Origin of the sequence: Faecalibacterium longum, assembly GCF_040094125.1 — a bacterium.
GTDB classification, from domain to species: domain Bacteria; phylum Bacillota; class Clostridia; order Oscillospirales; family Ruminococcaceae; genus Faecalibacterium; species Faecalibacterium longum.
On record NZ_JBBNIH010000162.1, the window covers coordinates 1 to 17,583 of the forward strand.

At 38.9% G+C, this 17,583-nt stretch carries 15 protein-coding genes; all 15 read left to right on the forward strand.

Features of this window, described 5'->3' with window-relative positions; all coding sequences use genetic code 11:
• The first annotated feature begins 391 nt into the window (after positions 1-391).
• The 15 genes from cps2T (at position 392) to AAAU26_RS10775 (ending at position 17,548) form a co-directional block, all read left to right on the forward strand.
• Positions 392-1,627 carry a beta 1-4 rhamnosyltransferase Cps2T gene (gene cps2T, locus AAAU26_RS10705; protein ID WP_176930464.1) on the forward strand — a complete coding sequence of 412 codons (1,236 nt, stop codon included), beginning with the start codon at positions 392-394 and terminating at the stop codon, positions 1,625-1,627.
• A 142-nt stretch (positions 1,628-1,769) separates the two neighbouring features.
• Positions 1,770-2,654 carry an acyltransferase family protein gene (locus tag AAAU26_RS10710; protein ID WP_265104231.1) on the forward strand — a complete coding sequence of 295 codons (885 nt, stop codon included), beginning with the start codon at positions 1,770-1,772 and terminating at the stop codon, positions 2,652-2,654.
• A gap of 4 nt (positions 2,655-2,658) precedes the next feature.
• Positions 2,659-3,234, forward strand: a complete 576-nt coding sequence (rfbC, locus tag AAAU26_RS10715; RefSeq protein WP_176930460.1) for a dTDP-4-dehydrorhamnose 3,5-epimerase — start codon at positions 2,659-2,661, stop codon at positions 3,232-3,234.
• A 4-nt stretch (positions 3,235-3,238) separates the two neighbouring features.
• Entirely contained in the window at positions 3,239-4,498 is a 1,260-nt protein-coding gene (locus tag AAAU26_RS10720; RefSeq protein ID WP_176930458.1) for a glycosyltransferase, read from the forward strand.
• Complete coding sequence (locus AAAU26_RS10725; protein WP_217211921.1) at positions 4,495-5,667, forward strand: glycosyltransferase family 4 protein; 1,173 nt, start codon at positions 4,495-4,497, stop codon at positions 5,665-5,667. Before AAAU26_RS10720 ends, AAAU26_RS10725 begins: the two co-directional genes overlap by 4 nt.
• Positions 5,645-6,634: a glycosyltransferase family 2 protein gene (locus AAAU26_RS10730; RefSeq protein WP_227618974.1), complete on the forward strand. Its 990-nt coding sequence runs from the start codon at positions 5,645-5,647 to the stop codon at positions 6,632-6,634. The genes AAAU26_RS10725 and AAAU26_RS10730 overlap by 23 nt, the downstream gene beginning before the upstream one ends.
• A 19-nt stretch (positions 6,635-6,653) precedes the next feature.
• A complete protein-coding gene (locus AAAU26_RS10735) occupies positions 6,654-7,796 on the forward strand; it encodes an EpsG family protein (RefSeq protein ID WP_217211923.1) in 1,143 nt (380 codons plus the stop codon).
• A 15-nt stretch (positions 7,797-7,811) separates the two neighbouring features.
• Positions 7,812-8,903, forward strand: coding sequence for a polysaccharide pyruvyl transferase family protein (locus tag AAAU26_RS10740; protein ID WP_112147841.1), 1,092 nt, complete (start codon positions 7,812-7,814; stop codon positions 8,901-8,903).
• Position 8,904: 1 nt separating this feature from the next.
• Positions 8,905-10,323, forward strand: a complete 1,419-nt coding sequence (locus AAAU26_RS10745; protein ID WP_227618975.1) for an oligosaccharide flippase family protein — start codon at positions 8,905-8,907, stop codon at positions 10,321-10,323.
• The gene (locus AAAU26_RS10750; RefSeq protein WP_227618976.1) at positions 10,323-11,378 is read left to right on the forward strand and encodes a glycosyltransferase family 2 protein; all 1,056 of its coding nucleotides are present in this window, start codon (positions 10,323-10,325) and stop codon (positions 11,376-11,378) included. Before AAAU26_RS10745 ends, AAAU26_RS10750 begins: the two co-directional genes overlap by 1 nt.
• A complete protein-coding gene (locus AAAU26_RS10755) occupies positions 11,375-12,472 on the forward strand; it encodes a Coenzyme F420 hydrogenase/dehydrogenase, beta subunit C-terminal domain (RefSeq protein ID WP_227618977.1) in 1,098 nt (365 codons plus the stop codon). Before AAAU26_RS10750 ends, AAAU26_RS10755 begins: the two co-directional genes overlap by 4 nt.
• Positions 12,473-12,605: 133 nt before the next feature.
• A complete protein-coding gene (locus AAAU26_RS10760) occupies positions 12,606-13,541 on the forward strand; it encodes an acyltransferase family protein (protein WP_217211929.1) in 936 nt (311 codons plus the stop codon).
• 2 nt (positions 13,542-13,543) lie between these two features.
• Positions 13,544-14,929, forward strand: a complete 1,386-nt coding sequence (glmM, locus tag AAAU26_RS10765) for a phosphoglucosamine mutase (protein WP_217211931.1) — start codon at positions 13,544-13,546, stop codon at positions 14,927-14,929.
• 145 nt (positions 14,930-15,074) lie between these two features.
• Positions 15,075-16,529 (forward strand): ISLre2 family transposase, encoded by a 1,455-nt coding sequence (locus tag AAAU26_RS10770; RefSeq protein WP_217211932.1) that lies wholly within the window; start codon positions 15,075-15,077, stop codon positions 16,527-16,529.
• A 116-nt stretch (positions 16,530-16,645) separates the two neighbouring features.
• Complete coding sequence (locus AAAU26_RS10775; protein WP_217211934.1) at positions 16,646-17,548, forward strand: helicase; 903 nt, start codon at positions 16,646-16,648, stop codon at positions 17,546-17,548.
• Positions 17,549-17,583 lie beyond the last annotated feature (35 nt).

Genomic DNA, 17,583 nt, shown 5'->3' on the forward strand with positions numbered 1-17,583 from the left:
GTGTGTTTTCAAAATAAAAACGCAAAGAGAGAGGAGAAAGTAATCATGAGAGATTTTAAGGATTTGAAAATTGCTGTAGCCGGAACTGGGGCTAGAGATATAATAGGGTCAACCAAGAAAACCTACGATAACTAAAGGGTTTTGACTGCTTGAGTTGTCCTTCAAATGTTTTATTTGTTGAAAAACTGCAAGATGCGGAAAATCCGGGGTTATATGTAGGAGGCTTTTTGGAAAGCTCTGTTTTGACCCACAAAAAGGAGCAACAAATAAAGATTGAAGGAGAGTTCAAGCCTACGGTGGATTGTCTTTGTGCGACCCGCCGTAGGTTTGTTTTGTCCATAAGGGAATGGGTGCAACATTAGCGATAAAAATGTGAGGATGGAATAGAGTAATGGATTCAAAGAAAGAAATACAGCATGTATATCTTGTGGGCGCGAAGTCATTGGGGGCTTACGGAGGGTATGAGACCTTTGTCTACAAGCTCACGGAGTATCACCAGAATAAAGAAAACATTAAATATCATGTTGCCTGCAAAGCCAACGGTGACGGTTGCATGGATGAGAGCAAGTTTGAGGGCGTGACAAAGATCAATGATCACGAGTTTGAATTTCACAATGCCCACTGCTTCAAAATAGATGTTCCTCAGATTGGCTCTGCACAGGCTATTTATTATGATGTTGCTGCACTAAAGGCTTGTTGCGAACATATCAAGAAAAACCATATCCCTCATCCGATAGTTTACATCATGGCTTGCCGCATTGGGCCTTTTGCTGGTCATTTTTACAGAGAAATCCATAAACTGGGTGGTACTGTGTTCTTGAATCCAGATGGACATGAGTGGATGCGAGCTAAATGGTCTGCACCAATTCGGAAGTATTGGAAGATTTCTGAGCAGATGATGGTCAAGTATTGCGACCTTGCAATCTGTGATTCTGTGAATATCGAAAAGTACATCCATGAATGCTATGACGGTAAGGGCATCAAAGGAAGTAGTCCGAAAACAACCTTCATTGCGTACGGTGCGGATCTTACCCTTAGTAAGCTGGCTGACGATGATGAAAAACTGGTGAGCTGGTATAAGGAAAAAGGATTGACTAAAAAGGGCTATTATCTTGTTGTAGGTCGCTTTGTGCCAGAAAACTCTTTTGAAGTTATGATTCGAGAGTTTATGAAGAGTAGGAGCAAAAAAGACTTTGCTATCATCACCAATGTGAACGATAAGTTTTTGAATGAACTTGAGGAAAAGCTACATTTCAAGGGTGACAAGCGTATTAAGTTTGTCGGAACCGTTTATGATCAGGAACTGTTGAAGAAGATTCGAGAAAATGCCTATGCGTATTTCCACGGACACACGGTTGGCGGTACAAACCCATCGCTGATTGAAGCCCTTGGAAGTACCGATTTGAACTTATTGGTTGATGTTGGATTCAACAAAGAAGTGGCAGAGGATTGCGCTTTGTATTGGAGCCGCAAGCCGGGCAGCCTTGCAAAGCTCATTAATAAGGCAGACCAAATGAGTGTAGATGAAATCGCAGAGATGGGCCGCAGGGCCAAAAAGCGTGTGGCGGAAGAGTACACATGGGATAAGATTTGCAGGCAGTATGAAAATGTATTTGTGAGGAAATAGGCAATGAGTGATACAAAAAAATATGGGAATATTGATGCCCTCAGAACGTTTGGTTGTTTGGCAATTATAGCGTGGCATATTAAAGCGAATACCGGTTTTAGTACGGGGGGGACTAGATATAGTTATACCATCATTTGATTATCTGGTGTATCTATTTATGATGATCAGCGGTTTTGGAATGTGCAACGGTTATTATCGTGAATTAAAAACAGGAACGTGTGATTTGAATAAATTCTATTCAAAAAGATATAGAAGAACAGTTCCCTTCTTCGCAATACTGATTCTTTTGGACCTGGTTATTGAATTCAGCCCGGAAACATTATGTGAAGGATTTATGGAAATAACAATGTTGTTTGGATTTTTACCAAACAATACACTAAGCACAATTGGAGTTGCATGGACACTGGGAGCTATTTTTGCCTTCTATATTATATTCCCGTTAATTGTTTTCCTTCTTTATAACAAAAAAAGAGGAATTATGTCCTTTGTGATTTCTTTAGCGATTACATATATGTGCCAGTGCTATTTTATGACAGACAGATTTGTTACAGAAGATTTTGTGATGCGTCATTCATTCTTGTATTGCCTGCCGTTTTTCCTCATAGGTGGGATTGTATATTTATATAAGGATGAAATTGAGAACTTTGTAAATCGCTTTAAAGGAATTAGTCTTTGTGCTGTGCTGGTTCTGACGGTAGGCTATTACAGTACTCCTAATGCAATAGATTCTATCGATATTGTGGTTGTTAAAACTTTGTTGCTTTATACTGGATGGTTGGGATTGTCTTTAGGATATGACAACAGGCTAATGAATAATAAATTTACAAATTATATTAGTAATTTAAGCATGGAAATGTATTTATCTCACATGGTTGTATTTAGAATTATAGAGAAAACCGGTATTACAGGACAAAATGAAAATTCGATTGTCAGATATATGGCGACATATATATTGTTGGTAGCTTTACTGGTAACGGGATTGACAATTTATAAAAGAGTGACAAAAAGATTGGTTGCATTTAGGTGAGAGTATGAGCCGACATTTATCGATTGAAGAAACAATAATAGAGGGATTATATATTATAAATCCAACTATATATAGACATGATGAAGACTTGGTTTTTGAAACGTATAACAAGCAAGAATGGATGAAAGACGGTCTGGATATGACTTTTGTTCAGGAGAATCAATCGATGAGTGGCAAGGGTGTTCTCCGTGGCTTACATGTTCAAAAAAAATTCCCACAAGGAAAATTGGTTAGGGTTGTAAGAGGGGTAATATATGATGTTGCTGTAGATACGCGAATTGGTTCTCCAACATATGGAGAGTGGTATGGTGTTGAACTCTCATCAGATAATAAAAAGCAATTTTACATTCCAGAAGGCTTTGCACATGGATTTTATGTGATTTCTGATATTGCGGTGGTATGTTTTAAAGTTTCTGACTATTGGCATCCGAATGATGAGATTGGAATACCGTGGAATGATACAGAGTTGAAGATAAATTGGCCCATAAAAGAAAATGAGATGCCAATTATTGCGGATAAAGACCTACATTATGATTCCTTTTCTCTGTTAAAAGAAAAATTGCACCAAAGAGAGGAATAACAATATGAAAATACTATTAATACATAAGTTTCATTATATGTTGGGTGGAACAGAAACGTTCCATTATAATTTGGCAGAGGCGTTAACTGCAGCAGGGCATGAAGTCATTTTCTTTTCAATGTATGATGAAAGAAATATACCGTGTGCGCAAGATAAATATTTTGTTTCCAATGTGGATTATAATGATCCCAATTTGAGTACATTTAAGAAAATCAAAATGGGAATTAAATTAATATATTCTTTTGAATCTAAACATAACATCGAAAAACTAATTCGGGATGAAAAGCCAGACATTGCCCATATTGGATTGTTGCATCGCCAGATTACATTTTCGGTAGTTGATGTTTTGAAGAAATATAACATTCCGGTTGTGATGCACTTGCATGAATTGACAGCAGTATGTCCTTGTTATACTATGCTGCGACAAGATGGAACTATATGCAGTGATTGTGCAACAAAAGGATATTGGAATTGTGTGAAAAATAAGTGCATGAAGGGCTCTCTTGCAAAGAGTGTATTGGCATATACAGAAGCTCAATTTCTTAGATATGGACATTATTATGACAAAATTGACTTATATATTGCGGAATGCAATTTTTATAAAAATTTAGTGGAAAAAGCTCATTTTACGCATTCACCAATAATCAAGATGAATAATTTCTTGCCGATAAATCAGGAGTATAAAGCCTATTATGAGCATGACAATTATATTCTGTATTTTGGAAGATATGCAAGAGAAAAAGGCGTTTTGACAATTTTAAAGGCATATGCCAAGATGCATTGTGATGAAAAATTGGTTCTGGTTGGTAAGGGATCGGAAGAAGAAAGAATAAAAAATTTTGTTAAGGAACACAATCTTGAGGGTCGCGTTCAAGTAAACGGTGCGATTTTCGGCGAAGAAATGGATCGTATAATTGAACGCGCCAAAGTTGTTCTTGTACCGTCAGAATGGTATGAAAATGGGGCATTTGTTGCATTACAGGCCTTGGCTAAAGGGAAGATTGTTGTTGCAAGTGATATTGCAGGTCTTTCTGAAATTGTACAAGATGGTGAAACTGGATATCTGGCAGAACCGGGAAATCCTGATAGCTTTGCAATAGCTATTCAGAAAGCTTTAAACTTGACAGAAACCGAGTATAGAAATATGAGCGCGCGCATAGTAGCGTATGCAAAAAAGCGATGCGATGCGGAAAACTATATAGAGAAACTCTGCAAAATTTACGAAGAACTAATAAATGGGAAACAGCATAAGGAGAACGGATGAAAAAGAAAGCATTGATAGTTGTGAATCTTGCTGGTTTTCTACATTTTCTGTGGAATGATATCGCGACACTTCAAGAAATGGGATATGAAGTGTCAGTGGCAATGAATGAAAATTCTGCGGCAGGCCCTAACCTGATTGAAATTCCTAAACTGGAAGAAATGGGGATTGCACATTATCAGGTAGAATTTGATACAAAAAGCCCGGTGTCAACTCAAAATATTCAGGCTTATAAACAATTAAAACTTATTTTGAAAACGAATAAGTATGATTTGATTCATTGTCATACACCTATTGTTGGCATTTTAACCAGAATGGCTGCAAGGAAATATAGAAAAGCTGGAACAACAGTTATATATACCACACATGGATTTGCATTCACAGACAAATCATCAAAAAAGAGTTGGATTGTTTATTTTACAGCTGAAAAGCTAATGTCAAGATTTTGTGATGCTATTATTACGATAAATCATGAGGACTATGGTAATGCAAAAAAAATGCATTGCCCCAAGGTTTATGTTATTCCGAGCGTTGGCTTAGATAATCATAGGTTTGCAAATTTAAGAATTAACAGAGATGAGTATAGAGCATCATTTGGCGTAAACTCAAAAGATCATATGGTTTTAGCTGTGGGTGAATTGTCATCGAGAAAAAACCAGAAAATTATTATAGAAGCCTTAGGAACGCTTGATAGAAAAGAACAGTACATATTTGTAATCTGCGGAACAGCAGTTGTTAATTCAACAATCGAGGAAGAACTCAAAGAAACAGCCTCCAGATTAGGAGTCAGGATTTTCTTGGCAGGACATAGACTTGATATTCCAGAGATAAATGCATGTGCGGATGTTGCTGTTATTCCATCCGTAAGAGAAGGATTTGGAATGACGGGAGTGGAGGCACTTGCATCAGGTGTACCTGTTGTGGGATCTGATGTGCAGGGGATAAGAGAATATGTAATTCCGGGAAAAACAGGATATCTTTGTGATCCGTACGATGCACATCAGTTTGCAGAAGCTATTGAAAATATCGTAAACCTGACTCCGGAAGCAAGGAACCAGATGGCAGCTGCTTGCAAAAAAAAGGCAGAAGAATTTGATGTATCTAAATCTATTGCCGCCATGAAGAACATATATCAGGAAGTATTAAGCAATGACAGAAAATATGAAGAATAAAGATGTGACGTCGCTGGTTAGTGTTGTTGTACCAATATATAATGTTGAATCTTATCTGAATGAATGTGTTGATTCGATTCTTTTTCAAACATATAAGAATATCGAGGTAATTTTAGTGGACGATGAGTCTCCGGATTCATGCGGGAAAATGTGTGATGATTATGAGAAAATGGATACGAGGATTAAGGTTGTTCACAAGAAAAATGGTGGTCTGTCTGATGCCAGAAATGCAGGTATGAAGGTTGCGACAGGGGATTTAATCACTTTTGTTGACAGTGATGATTACATTTCAAAAGACTTTATAGAAATTCTCTTTGAAGCTATGTTAGAGAATAAATCCGACATAGCTATTGCAAATATGAAGAGAACGAGTAAGCGAGATGAGAAAAACACTTCAACAGCTTGGAAAACGTCTAATTTTAAATCCGAAGATGCTTTGATTAGTATGCTATATGGTATACCATTTGGCACATCTGCGTGTGGTAAACTTTTTAAGAGAAACCTATTTAAGGGTGTGGAATTTCCATATGGTAAATTCTCTGAAGATCTTTTTACAATCTATAAAACAATCTTGAAGAGTAAGAGCGTAACTTATGTAGAATTTGATGGCTATTTCTACTATTACCGGGATGAAGGAAGTATAGTTGTCTCAGGTTATAAGGAAAAGCATTTAGAAGCTTTAGATGCTGTTGATGATATCGCCGGAGCGGTAAAAGGAAAAACGCAGTTTGATAATGCATTATCGACTCAATATATAAATGTCATATATGATATTGCAGCAAGAAATCCACAGCCTTTAGAATTCCGGAATAAGCGTATTCAGAGCATCTTGAAAGCACATCGAATAAATGTGCTAAAAGATGGTAATGCCCCAAAGAGATTACGGGCTTTTGCTGCGATATCATTATTTGGAAATAGAATAGCACTTAAGGTTGTCGTTGCGAGAAACAGGAAGTGGAAGGTGTAAAGAGGGGAGGCAAAAAGAGATGACACCATATATTGTTGTATTTATGATTTCGATAGGTCTTTTTGCGCTTTCTGATCGGGTGAAATATACACAAAGGAAACCGATTGTATTCATATCAGTTATGGCATTGTGTTTGTTAGCAGGAATGAGAGCGGTGGGTGTTGGAACAGATACACGAGTTTATTTAATGCCTGTTTATGAGGCAGCGAAAAGAAGCCATAGCATTGGTGAGTATTTGAACTCATCTTTCCATGCTTTCACATGGACAACAGATTATGTGAAGGATATGGAACCATTGTTTCCGTTATTAGTTTTGATTGTAACAAAAATTACAGGTTCATTATATTGCGTTCAAACTATACTGGAATTATGTGTGATTCTGCCACTATATGTTGCCGTTAGAAAAGATAAGAACACAAGCCTTGGGATGGCGATGTTTGTTTTTTGCATGGCATTTTATAATCCCTCGATGAATATGATGCGTCAGTCAATCGCTATGTCTTTAGGAGTCCTGGGATTTGAATATTGGAAAAATGCAGAAAAGAAAAATTCGTTTATCTGTGTGATTATTGCTTTCTTATTCCACACAAGCTCATTGCTGATATTACTGATTTATCTTCTGTATGATTATATTGTCAAAGGAACAACTTTGAGCATAACAGGAAACAATGTTAGTAAGAGAAATGAAACTCCTAGAATGCTGATATCTATGGGGATTGGTTTCGTAGTGATGATTATGATGTCCGCGATTGTGTCTGCTTTGTCGGCTGTTGGATTTGGGGAATATGTCAGCTACGTTACAGGAAAATTGGTTTTTATGCCAAACCAGCTTTTAATCCGTATTCCTCAAATAATATTGATCATCTGGAGTTATAGATATTTGAGAAAAGATGGAGAAGACATTTCATTTTTCTTGGTTATGGAGGTATATGCAGTCTTGTTTTCACAGTTTACCAGTGTGAGCGGGTATGGTGGAAGAATTGCTTTATACTTTGCGATTTTTGAGGTGCTTGTCATATCACAGGCAATGAGTGCATTAAAACCAAGAAAAAGCGGAATAATTATTCGACCGTTAATCATAGGATATTATATGTTTTATTGGTGGTACTATTTTGTATTTGTTGGTGCGCATCAAACAGTACCGTATATATTTATGAGATAGAGGAGAAACGAGTAAATGGATAAAAAAATCGGTATTATGTCTATGCAAAGGATTATTAATTATGGATCTTTTTTGCAAGCGTATGGTTTGAAAAAAATGATTGAGTCGGTTTCAAAATCAGAAGTTGAATTTATAGATTACAGATTTGGTGTTGATATTACAAATAGATTAAAAAAACCGCAGTCTAAAGCTGAAAGCATAGTGGATAAGATTCTGAAAAACAGAACCCCATGGAATTATCTGAAAAAAAAGAACTTTTTCAAAGAAATAGAAAGAAATTTAATCCTGGATTTAAAGAATATTGGGGTTGATAAACTGAATTATGACTGTGAGGTTGACACGTTAGTGATTGGAAGTGATGAAGTATTTAATTGCCTTCAACCATATCCAGTAGGATATTCTAAGCAGTTATTTGGAGATGGATATGCACACTCCAAGATTGTTTCATATGCGGCTTCTTTTGGAAGCACACGTTATGAAGATTTGGTAGATACAGGAATTGCACACGAAATTAAAACAATGCTGTCAAGATTTGCAGCTATTTCTGTGCGTGATGAAAATAGTGCTCATATTGTTAGGCAATTGCTCGGTTACTCTCCGGAAATTCATATGGATCCAGTTCTGATGTATGATTTTACACAAGAAATTGCAGAGTATACGACTTATGAAAGAGATTATATCATTTTATATGCATACACGGGCAGATTAAGCAGAGAAGAAGAAAACTATATAAAAAAATTTGCAAAAAGGCACAATAAGAGGATTATATGTGTTGGACATTATTCAAATATTGCGGATAAAAATATAATTTGCAATCCGTTGTATGTATTTTCCTATTTCAAAAATGCAGATTATGTCATTACGGATACATTTCATGGTACAGTCTTCTCTATTAAAATGAATACAAAATTTTGTACACTGGTAAGAGATTCAAATCGCAATAAATTAGAAGCATTACTTAATAAACTTGATAAATTGGATAGAAAAGTGGAAAAACTAGAGGATATTGAGCGATTATATAATACCGAAGTTGATTTTTATAAAACTAATCAAATAATTGAACAAGAGCGTAAAAAAACAACGTTGTATTTAAAGGAAAATATTTAAAATGGGTAGTGAGTCAAGAAATAGATACTTATTAAAAAACACATTGATTTTTACACTTGGCAATATTGGCTCTAGGATGATTTCTTTTTTCTTGATTCCATTGTATACTAATGTTTTAACAACGAGTCAGTATGGTACGGTGGATCTTATAACTACTATTAGTACAGTTGCAGGGCCAATGCTTACATTGAATATTGCTGAGTCGGTTATGCGGTTCGGGTTAGACAAAGATGCAGATAAGGAAAAAAACACACAGTGTGGAAGCATAGTTCTACTTATTGCGATGATAATTGGACTGGTTTTAATTCCAATATGCAGATGCATCACAGAAGTATCTGACTATGCGATGTATGTTTATTTTTATGTCATTTCTTTATCTGCTAGTCAACTGTTTCTATGCGATTTACGCGGAAAGGAATTGTTACTTAAGTATTCACTTGGAAATATCCTTCAGACATTGATGATAGCGATTTTAAATATAACATTTTTACTTGTCTTTAAAATGGAAACAGGTGGATATTTATTGGCATATATCATTGCAAACTTTATAGTTGCGATTTATGCCATTATTGCAGGAAAAGGCTATAAAGCGTTCTCTTTTCACAACATAGATCGCTGCAAACTCAAAGAGATGATTCGGTATTCGGTTGTTCTTATCCCGAACACATTTATGTGGTGGATCATGAATTCTTCAGATAGGGTTATGGTGACCTACATGATTGGTGCAGCGGCTAACGGAATCTATGCTGTTTCTTATAAACTTCCAACCCTTGTATCAACGCTGACAGGAATATTTAATCAAGCATGGAGTTATTCTGCGATTCGTGAAGAAGGCACGAGTGATGAAACTGAATACAACAATAAAATGTTCAAAACACTTTCTGCAATTGCGTTTATGATGGGAATTGGCCTTTTACTATTAACAAAACCATTCTTGGGAGTTTATGTGGCGGATAGTTATTATGACGCTTGGAAGTATACTCCGTTTTTGATTATTGGATGTGTTTATTTAACATTGGGCACATTCATGGCAACAAGTTATACTGTACATAAGGATAGTTTTGGCTATTTGTTTTCTGGATCGTTTGGCGCAGTGTTTAATATACTATTGAATTTTATCTTGATTCCAGTGATAGGAGTCTATGGTGCTGCATTAGCAACATGTATAAGTTATATTGCTGTTTTTATGTTCCGTGTGTTCCACACTAGAAAATATATTAAGTATGATATTATGTATAAGGAATTCATTTTAGGTTCGTTATTAATGCTTGTGTCTGCAATTTTAATGTTTGTAGATGGAATGAAAGGATTCCTTCTTCAACTTGTGATTCTTTTGATTGGATTTACGGTGTTTTCCAAAACTTGGATTCCGATGTTACAGTTTTTTCTAAATAAAATTCAAAGGAAGCGGGTGAGCTAATGCAGAAGTTGGTTAGCATTATTGTTCCAGTATATAATGTTGAAAAGTATATTGATAAGTGTGTTAGATCATTATTAAAACAAGATTATGGAAATATAGAAGTAATTCTTGTTGACGATGGTTCTCCTGATAAAAGTGGTTATATCATTGATAGACTGAAAGAGGAAGACAATCGAATAGTGGTAATACATCAAGAGAATCATGGCGTTTCTAGTGCTAGAAATGCAGGAATGGCTGTCGCTTCAGGTGAGTATATCACCTTTGTCGATGGAGATGATTGGGTTGATGCTAACTATGTGACATATTTTGTTGATTTACTAGAGAAATCAAGCTGCGATGTTGTGATGAATAAGAATAATTATTCAGGTTGCAATGATATATCAAATAATAATTTTTCTGTGATTAGTGCGGAAAAAGCTATTGAGTGGATTTATTTGGGAGATCTTTTTGTAGCAGTTTGGAATAAGATGTATCGAAGGAGTGTGCTCGAAGAGAATTATATAAAATTTAATGAAAAAATATGGTATGGTGAAGGAATGCTTTTTAATGTTGAGTTTCTACAACATGTAAACAGTGTGGCAGTTGGTGAAAGTGCAGTTTACCATCAAACTTTTAATCCTGATAGTGCGATGAGAAAATTCAATTTAAAGAGTAACTTGTGTGGAATCAAATCTTTAGAATTGCAAAAGGAAGCATGGATAAAAAAGAACATTGATATTGAGAAAGCATGGGAATATCACAGGTATTGTTTCAATAGAAGTATAATTGATGGCCTTGTTCGATCTAATATGATTTTAGAATATAAAGAAACGTATAAGGAGTGTGTTTCTAACCTTAGGAAAAACATATTTTTGCCATTAAAAATGGAAAAAAGTATTAAGAAAAAAATTATGTGGTGTTGCTATTTTATTTCACCAAGGCTCATGGCTATTAGAAAAGCTATAGGATCTAAGAAGGCTGCAAAAACTGTGTGTGGGGGGGGTATAAGAAATAATGTTATAATAAAGAAACCAGCGTATATTCTTGTGCCTATCACGGGAGGTGCTTTTGCATGAAAACCGTGTGCGCTAAGGATATGTGTGCTGGTTGTATGGCCTGCATAAATATGTGCAAAAAGAGTGCTATTACTATTGTAGATGATTACAAGACATATAATGCCGTAATTGATGAAGTAAAGTGCGTGAATTGTGGGTTGTGTGAAAAAATTTGTCCTAATGTAAAATGCGTGGAGCAGGTTAACCCTATCTTTTGGAAAGAAGGATGGGCATTGAATCCTGAAATCAGAAGTAATGCATCTTCAGGAGGAATTGCTTCATCAATTATATATTCATTTATTAAAAATGGTGGATATGTTGCTTCGTGTATGCTTAATAAGGGAGAATTCGTTTTTGAATTGACAAATTCGACCCAAAGAGCTGAGCAATTTGTAGGATCTAAATATGTTAAAAGTAATCCAAAAACAATATATATAGATATTGAAAGGAAACTACAAGAAGGGAAAAAGGTCCTTTTTGTTGGATTGCCATGTCAAGTTGCTGCATTGAAAAATTTCTCACGCAATCAAGATAATTTGTATACAGTGGATTTAATATGCCATGGGTCCCCTTCGCCTGAATTGTTAAAGATGTATTTAAAAGAAAAATCAGTGGATATCGAAGAATTAGAAGGGTTGAATTTCCGTGAGAAAACATCATTTGGCTTAAGATTAGTAGGGGAAAATAATGGTTTTCCGCGGATTGTTGATATGTATACATATGCTTTCCTGAAAAGTATTGATTATACTGAGAATTGTTATTCTTGTCGTTATGCGTCGCAATCTCGTGTTTCAGATATTTCATTAGGTGATTCATGGGGAAGTGAATTGTCTGAAGAGGAAAAGAAAAAGGGAATATCTTTAGTTCTCTGTCAAACGAAAAAGGGAGAAGAATTACTAAAAAAGTCAAATGTGGAACTATTTGATGCGGATATTACAAGAGCGATCCAATTAAATCATCAATTGGAATATCCATCGAGAATTCCATCATCAAGAATGTTTTTCTTTGAAAACTTAGAAAAGGGTTTTGATTTTGCTATGAAGAAAATACTACCGAAAGAATATTTGAAAAATGAAATCAAGATTATTTTGTCTAAAGTTGGAATTAGAAGATAAACTTTCATATTGACAAAGAGTTGGGAGATGACACAATCTTGAGAGCAGAGCAGAGCAGAGCAGAGCAGAGCAGAGCAGAGCAGAGCAGAGCAGAGCAGAGCAGAGCAGAGCAGAGCGTTTATCATGGCTTGACGTGTTAAAAGGGATAGGCATAATCCTTGTTGTTATAGGGCATATCTATTCCAATCAAACCATCTTTAATTGGTTGTATTCCTTCCATATGCCGCTGTTTTTCTTGTCAGCAGGATGGGTGTATAAAGAAAAAACAGTTTTAGCAGACATAAAGCGAAGAATCCAAACCATCGTTATTCCGTATTTCTCATTCGGTTTTCTGGTTCTTATCTACTGGCAATTGATTGAGAGAAGATTCCGGGATTCAGATATGAGTTTTATGGATTCTTTGTTCGGTTTATTCTCTGGCTGTTATGATAATTTGGAGTTCAACATCCATTTGTGGTTCTTACCATGTTTCTTTGTGACGGTAATCATTTTTAATATACTGGTTAATCTAGGCGGAAGGAGAATGGCTTATCTTGTTTCTGCTCTGATGAGTTTAGCTTTTATTGTGGTTCCTATGCATGGACTTATTTGGGGCATTGATCGTGTGTTCAAGTACATAGGATTCTATGCTGTGGGTGTGTTCATAGCGGGAAAAAGCGTGAAAGCGGTAAGGAAAAAAGTGGAAGCAGGAATAGTAGCGATAGTTCTGCTTGCTTTGAGCTTTTTCTTATCATGCTATCATTTAACTATGGGAATCATGTGGTTTGTAACAGCCCTGATTGGTGTTGCTGCTGTAATTCTGATTTCTCAACTTATCAACGAGAATAGAATCCTGCAATACTTTGGTCGGATTTCTCTAATTATTCTTTGTATTCACGGCCCTGTGTATCGAATCGTAGTAAAAATTGTATCAATTCTGTTGAATGTGGGTACAGATGCAGTGAGAGAAAATTTTCTACTGGCCATGGTAGTGGTAGCTATTACGATGGCAATATGCAGTACGGCATATGAGGTTGTTGTAAGACTTGCTCCATGGATGGTGGGAAAGAAAAAAGTAAAGGAAAACTAACAATGTCAAAATACTTTGGAACCGACGGCTTCCGTGGAGAAGCCGGAATTACATTAACAGCGGATCACGCCTATAAGGTTGGTCGCTTTTTAGGCTGGTATTATAATGCTCTCCGTGAGCGCAACGGTGACACCGACCCTGCTCGTATTGTTATTGGTAAGGATACCCGCCGCAGCTCGTACATGTTCGAGTACAGTCTTGTGGCTGGGTTGACTGCTTCTGGTGCAGATGCTTATCTACTCCATGTCACCACGACCCCGTCCGTGGCGTACATCGCTCGCGTGGATGACTTTGATTGCGGCATTATGATCTCCGCCAGTCACAATCCGTACTACGACAATGGCATCAAGCTAATCGACTGCTACGGCGAGAAAATGCCTGAGGAAACTCTGCTGCTGGTGGAGGACTACATCGATGGCAAACTCCATGTCTTTGATAAGGACTGGCCAGAGCTGCCCTTTGCTCATCGTGAGCACATCGGCTGCACTGTGGACTATGTGGCAGGTCGCAACCGCTACATGGGCTACCTGATCTCGATGGGCATCTACTCCTTTAAGGGTGTCAAGGTCGGCTTGGATTGCGCCAATGGTAGCTCCTGGAATATCGCAAAGTCCGTGTTCGATGCGCTTGGCGCAGATACCTATGTCATCAATAATAATCCGAATGGTCTGAACATCAATAACAATGCAGGTTCAACCCATATCGAGGGCCTTCAGAAGTTTGTTGTGGAGAAGGGCTTGGATGTTGGTTTTGCTTACGATGGTGATGCCGACCGCTGCCTGTGTGTGGACGAAAAGGGCAATGTTATCACTGGCGACCATATCCTTTACATTTACGGTTGCTACATGAAGGAACGTGGTAAGCTGTTAAATAATACTGTTGTCACCACAGTTATGTCCAACTTTGGTCTCTACAAGGCTTTCGATGAGCAAGGTATCGGCTATGCTAAGACCGCTGTGGGCGATAAGTATGTTTATGAGTACATGGCCAAGAATGGCTGTCGTATCGGCGGCGAGCAGAGTGGACATATCATCTTCTCCAAGTACGCCAGTACGGGTGATGGTATCCTGACGAGTTTAAAAATGATGGAAGTTATGCTGGCTAAGAAGAAGCCGATGAGCGAATTGGCAGCAGCGCTGAAAATTTATCCGCAGGTGCTGGAGAATGTTCGCGTAACGGATAAAAAAGCGGCACAGAACGATGAGGCTGTGCAAACAGCAGTAAAGAAAGTGGCCGAAGGACTGGGGGATACAGGCCGGATTCTGGTTCGTGAATCCGGCACGGAGCCTGTGGTGCGTGTGATGGTGGAAGCCCCTGATCACGATACTTGTCAGAAATATGTTTCCGAAGTTGTCGATGTGATTCGTGATAGAGGATATAGTTTGTAAATAAAATTGGCGATTGAAAACAAGCATTTATCAGGCCAGCGTAAAGTTTTTGTAGGAAAGCCTAGATAATAAAATAGAGAACGACCATTTGGTGTGATAAAGTATTTAGCGTCCAAACCAAAACCAATCACGAAAGGCGTTCTCTATGTTTAACAGTATACAGCAGTTTGAAACGGCAGGCATTAAAAATCTTAGAAAAGCAGAGGATGAATTCATCCGTACCAGAGATATGGCGAATTTCATTAATGCCATCAAAGAGGTTGTGCTCCATCTGGGGCTTGATGTGATCGCTGAAACACTGGAGAACTATGATGAGGCTATCCGTAAAAGCCCGAAGCGATCTGAGAAATGGAGTGTTGTCCGGAAGGATCCGAAGCAGCTGGTCACTTCTTTGGGTACCGTCCAGTATCGTAAGACCTTATTCATCAACAAGACGACAAAAGAAAGATCCTACCTCCTTGATCGGGAACTCAGTTTGGAAAAGCACCAGCGCATCACGGAGGATGCAGAGGCCCAGCTTCTTACGGAGGCTGTTCAGACAACCTATCGGAAGGGTGGAGAGGCTGTCAGCATTCTCGATGATGTCAGCAAGGAAACAGTGATGGATAAGATCCGAACAATCGATTTCACAAAAGTGCATAAGGCTCCTGAAACGCTTCGAGAAATTCCGTATCTTTACATCGATGCAGATGAGGACCACGTGGCGCTGCAGTTTCATGAACATAAAGGTGATGTCCGAACGAATGCTCAGCATCGTAAGGACAACTGTGTGCTCGCCAAGATGGTTTATGTGTACGAAGGAATCGAACCAGAAGCACCGGGAAGTAAACGTCATAGACTGATCAACCCGCACTATTTCTGCGGCGTGTATGATGGCGCAGACAATGATAAGCTCTGGCAGGAAGTATACGATTATCTTGATGAAACCTATGATCTCACCAAGGTAAAGAAAGTATACCTGAATGCAGACAGCGGAAGCTGGATACAGGGAGCAAAGAAGCGGTTACACGGGCTCACGAGAGTGATGGATGAGTTCCATCTGAACAAGTATCTACTGCGTATGACGGGTGGTCTTCTGGACAGTGCCGGTGATGCCAGACGCGAACTTGTTCATCAGATCAAAAAAGGTACGCAGGAGGGCTTTGGACATGAGACAGAGCATATCCTGTCCGTGACTGAATCGGCAAGTGCACAGGAACGTATCGCCGAAAGTGCGAATTACATTCTCCATAACTGGATGCCTGCCAGAACAAGACTGTGCCATGATGACCATCTGATTGGATGCAGCGCAGAAGGACATGTGAGCCATGTGCTGTCAGATAGAATGAGTTCCAGACCACTTGGATGGTGCAGAGACGGGGCAAATCAGATGGCTCACTTAAGAGCTTATTATTTTAACAAGGGGAATATGCTTGAGCTGGTAAAGGCACAGAAGTTTCCTAAGGCTGCCGGTGCTGAAGATACATTCATCATCGATCCTCATAAGCTGGGAGAAACGATGTACAGTGAATGGGGGAAGTACGTGGATCATGCGAATCATGAGGTCAGCGAAATCGCGCAGAAGTTTGCCTGGTTCAATGCTGGAATCACTCTGATTTGACATGTGCTGTATCGTAGGGCTATATTTGTAGACGAAATGCGGATACTCTGCTGCATCATTGGTGGTTCTCACACAATCAAATCCTACAGTAAACTTACGCCGTCGCCTGCGATGATGTGGACGATACCGCACTGTCCTATGCCGAAATCAAGGCACTGGCAACGGGCAATCCCTACATCAAGGAAAAGATGGACTTGGATATTCAGGTCAGTAAGCTGAAGCTGCTAAAAGCCAATCACACCAGTCAGGTTTATAGTTTGGAATCGGATATTGCGCGCCGCTATCCACGAGAAATTACTGCGGCAAAGGGTCAGATCGAAGCCCTGAAAAACGATATGGAAGCGGCAAAACCGCTTCTGGCGCAGGATAAAGACCACTTCGCTATGGAGATCAGCGGTAAGGTGTACAGCGAACGCAAGGAAGCGGGCGCGGCCATCATCGAGGCTTGCAAGGCTTTGAAAGCGGCTGGCACCGAGGGAAGGATTGGCAGCTACGGTGCGTTTGAACTGCATTCCCGGTTTGACAGCTTCGATAAGGTGTTCCGGCTATCCATCAAGGGCGCATGGAACTACTCTATGGAAGTCGGCAAAGACCCGCAGGGCAACATTCTGCGTGTTACCAATGCACTGTCTGGCATCGAAAGAGCATTGCCGCAAGTGGAACGCAGACTGGAAACCTTGGAACAGCAGTTGGCGCAGGCAAAGGAAGAAGCCAAGCGACCCTTTGTGCAGGAAGCGGAACTGGCAGAGAAATCCGCGAGACTTGCAGAGCTGAATTCACTGCTCAACATGGACGAAAAGGGCGGTGAGGATGCGCTGGGAGTGGACGAGGATGCAGCCGAAACCGAAGTTGCAGACAGGCCGCGCCAGCCTGTGAACTATGCAGGCCACGTTGCAGAGCGCACTGCGGACAATGTGCGGAAACCCTCTGTGCTGGCGCAGCTTCATGCAAAACAGGCAGAGCGCAGCGCAGAACCGCAGAAATCCCAGAAGCGGAAAAGTCACGATATGGAACTGTAAATGAGAGCCGCCCCGTCAGTTTTGTCTGGCGGGGC

Bases quoted from the DNA above. Each gene is read 5' to 3' on its own strand.
- AAAU26_RS10740 (WP_112147841.1), top strand. From the start codon at position 7,812: ATGGATAAAAAAATCGGTATTATGTCTATGCAAAGGATTATTAATTAT.
- AAAU26_RS10730 (WP_227618974.1), top strand. From the start codon at position 5,645: ATGACAGAAAATATGAAGAATAAAGATGTGACGTCGCTGGTTAGTGTT.
- AAAU26_RS10750 (WP_227618976.1), top strand. From the start codon at position 10,323: ATGCAGAAGTTGGTTAGCATTATTGTTCCAGTATATAATGTTGAAAAG.
- AAAU26_RS10720 (WP_176930458.1), top strand. From the start codon at position 3,239: ATGAAAATACTATTAATACATAAGTTTCATTATATGTTGGGTGGAACA.
- AAAU26_RS10725 (WP_217211921.1), top strand. From the start codon at position 4,495: ATGAAAAAGAAAGCATTGATAGTTGTGAATCTTGCTGGTTTTCTACAT.
- AAAU26_RS10770 (WP_217211932.1), top strand. From the start codon at position 15,075: ATGTTTAACAGTATACAGCAGTTTGAAACGGCAGGCATTAAAAATCTT.
- AAAU26_RS10755 (WP_227618977.1), top strand. From the start codon at position 11,375: ATGAAAACCGTGTGCGCTAAGGATATGTGTGCTGGTTGTATGGCCTGC.
- cps2T (WP_176930464.1), top strand. From the start codon at position 392: ATGGATTCAAAGAAAGAAATACAGCATGTATATCTTGTGGGCGCGAAG.
- glmM (WP_217211931.1), top strand. From the start codon at position 13,544: ATGTCAAAATACTTTGGAACCGACGGCTTCCGTGGAGAAGCCGGAATT.
- AAAU26_RS10745 (WP_227618975.1), top strand. From the start codon at position 8,905: ATGGGTAGTGAGTCAAGAAATAGATACTTATTAAAAAACACATTGATT.
- rfbC (WP_176930460.1), top strand. From the start codon at position 2,659: ATGAGCCGACATTTATCGATTGAAGAAACAATAATAGAGGGATTATAT.
- AAAU26_RS10735 (WP_217211923.1), top strand. From the start codon at position 6,654: ATGACACCATATATTGTTGTATTTATGATTTCGATAGGTCTTTTTGCG.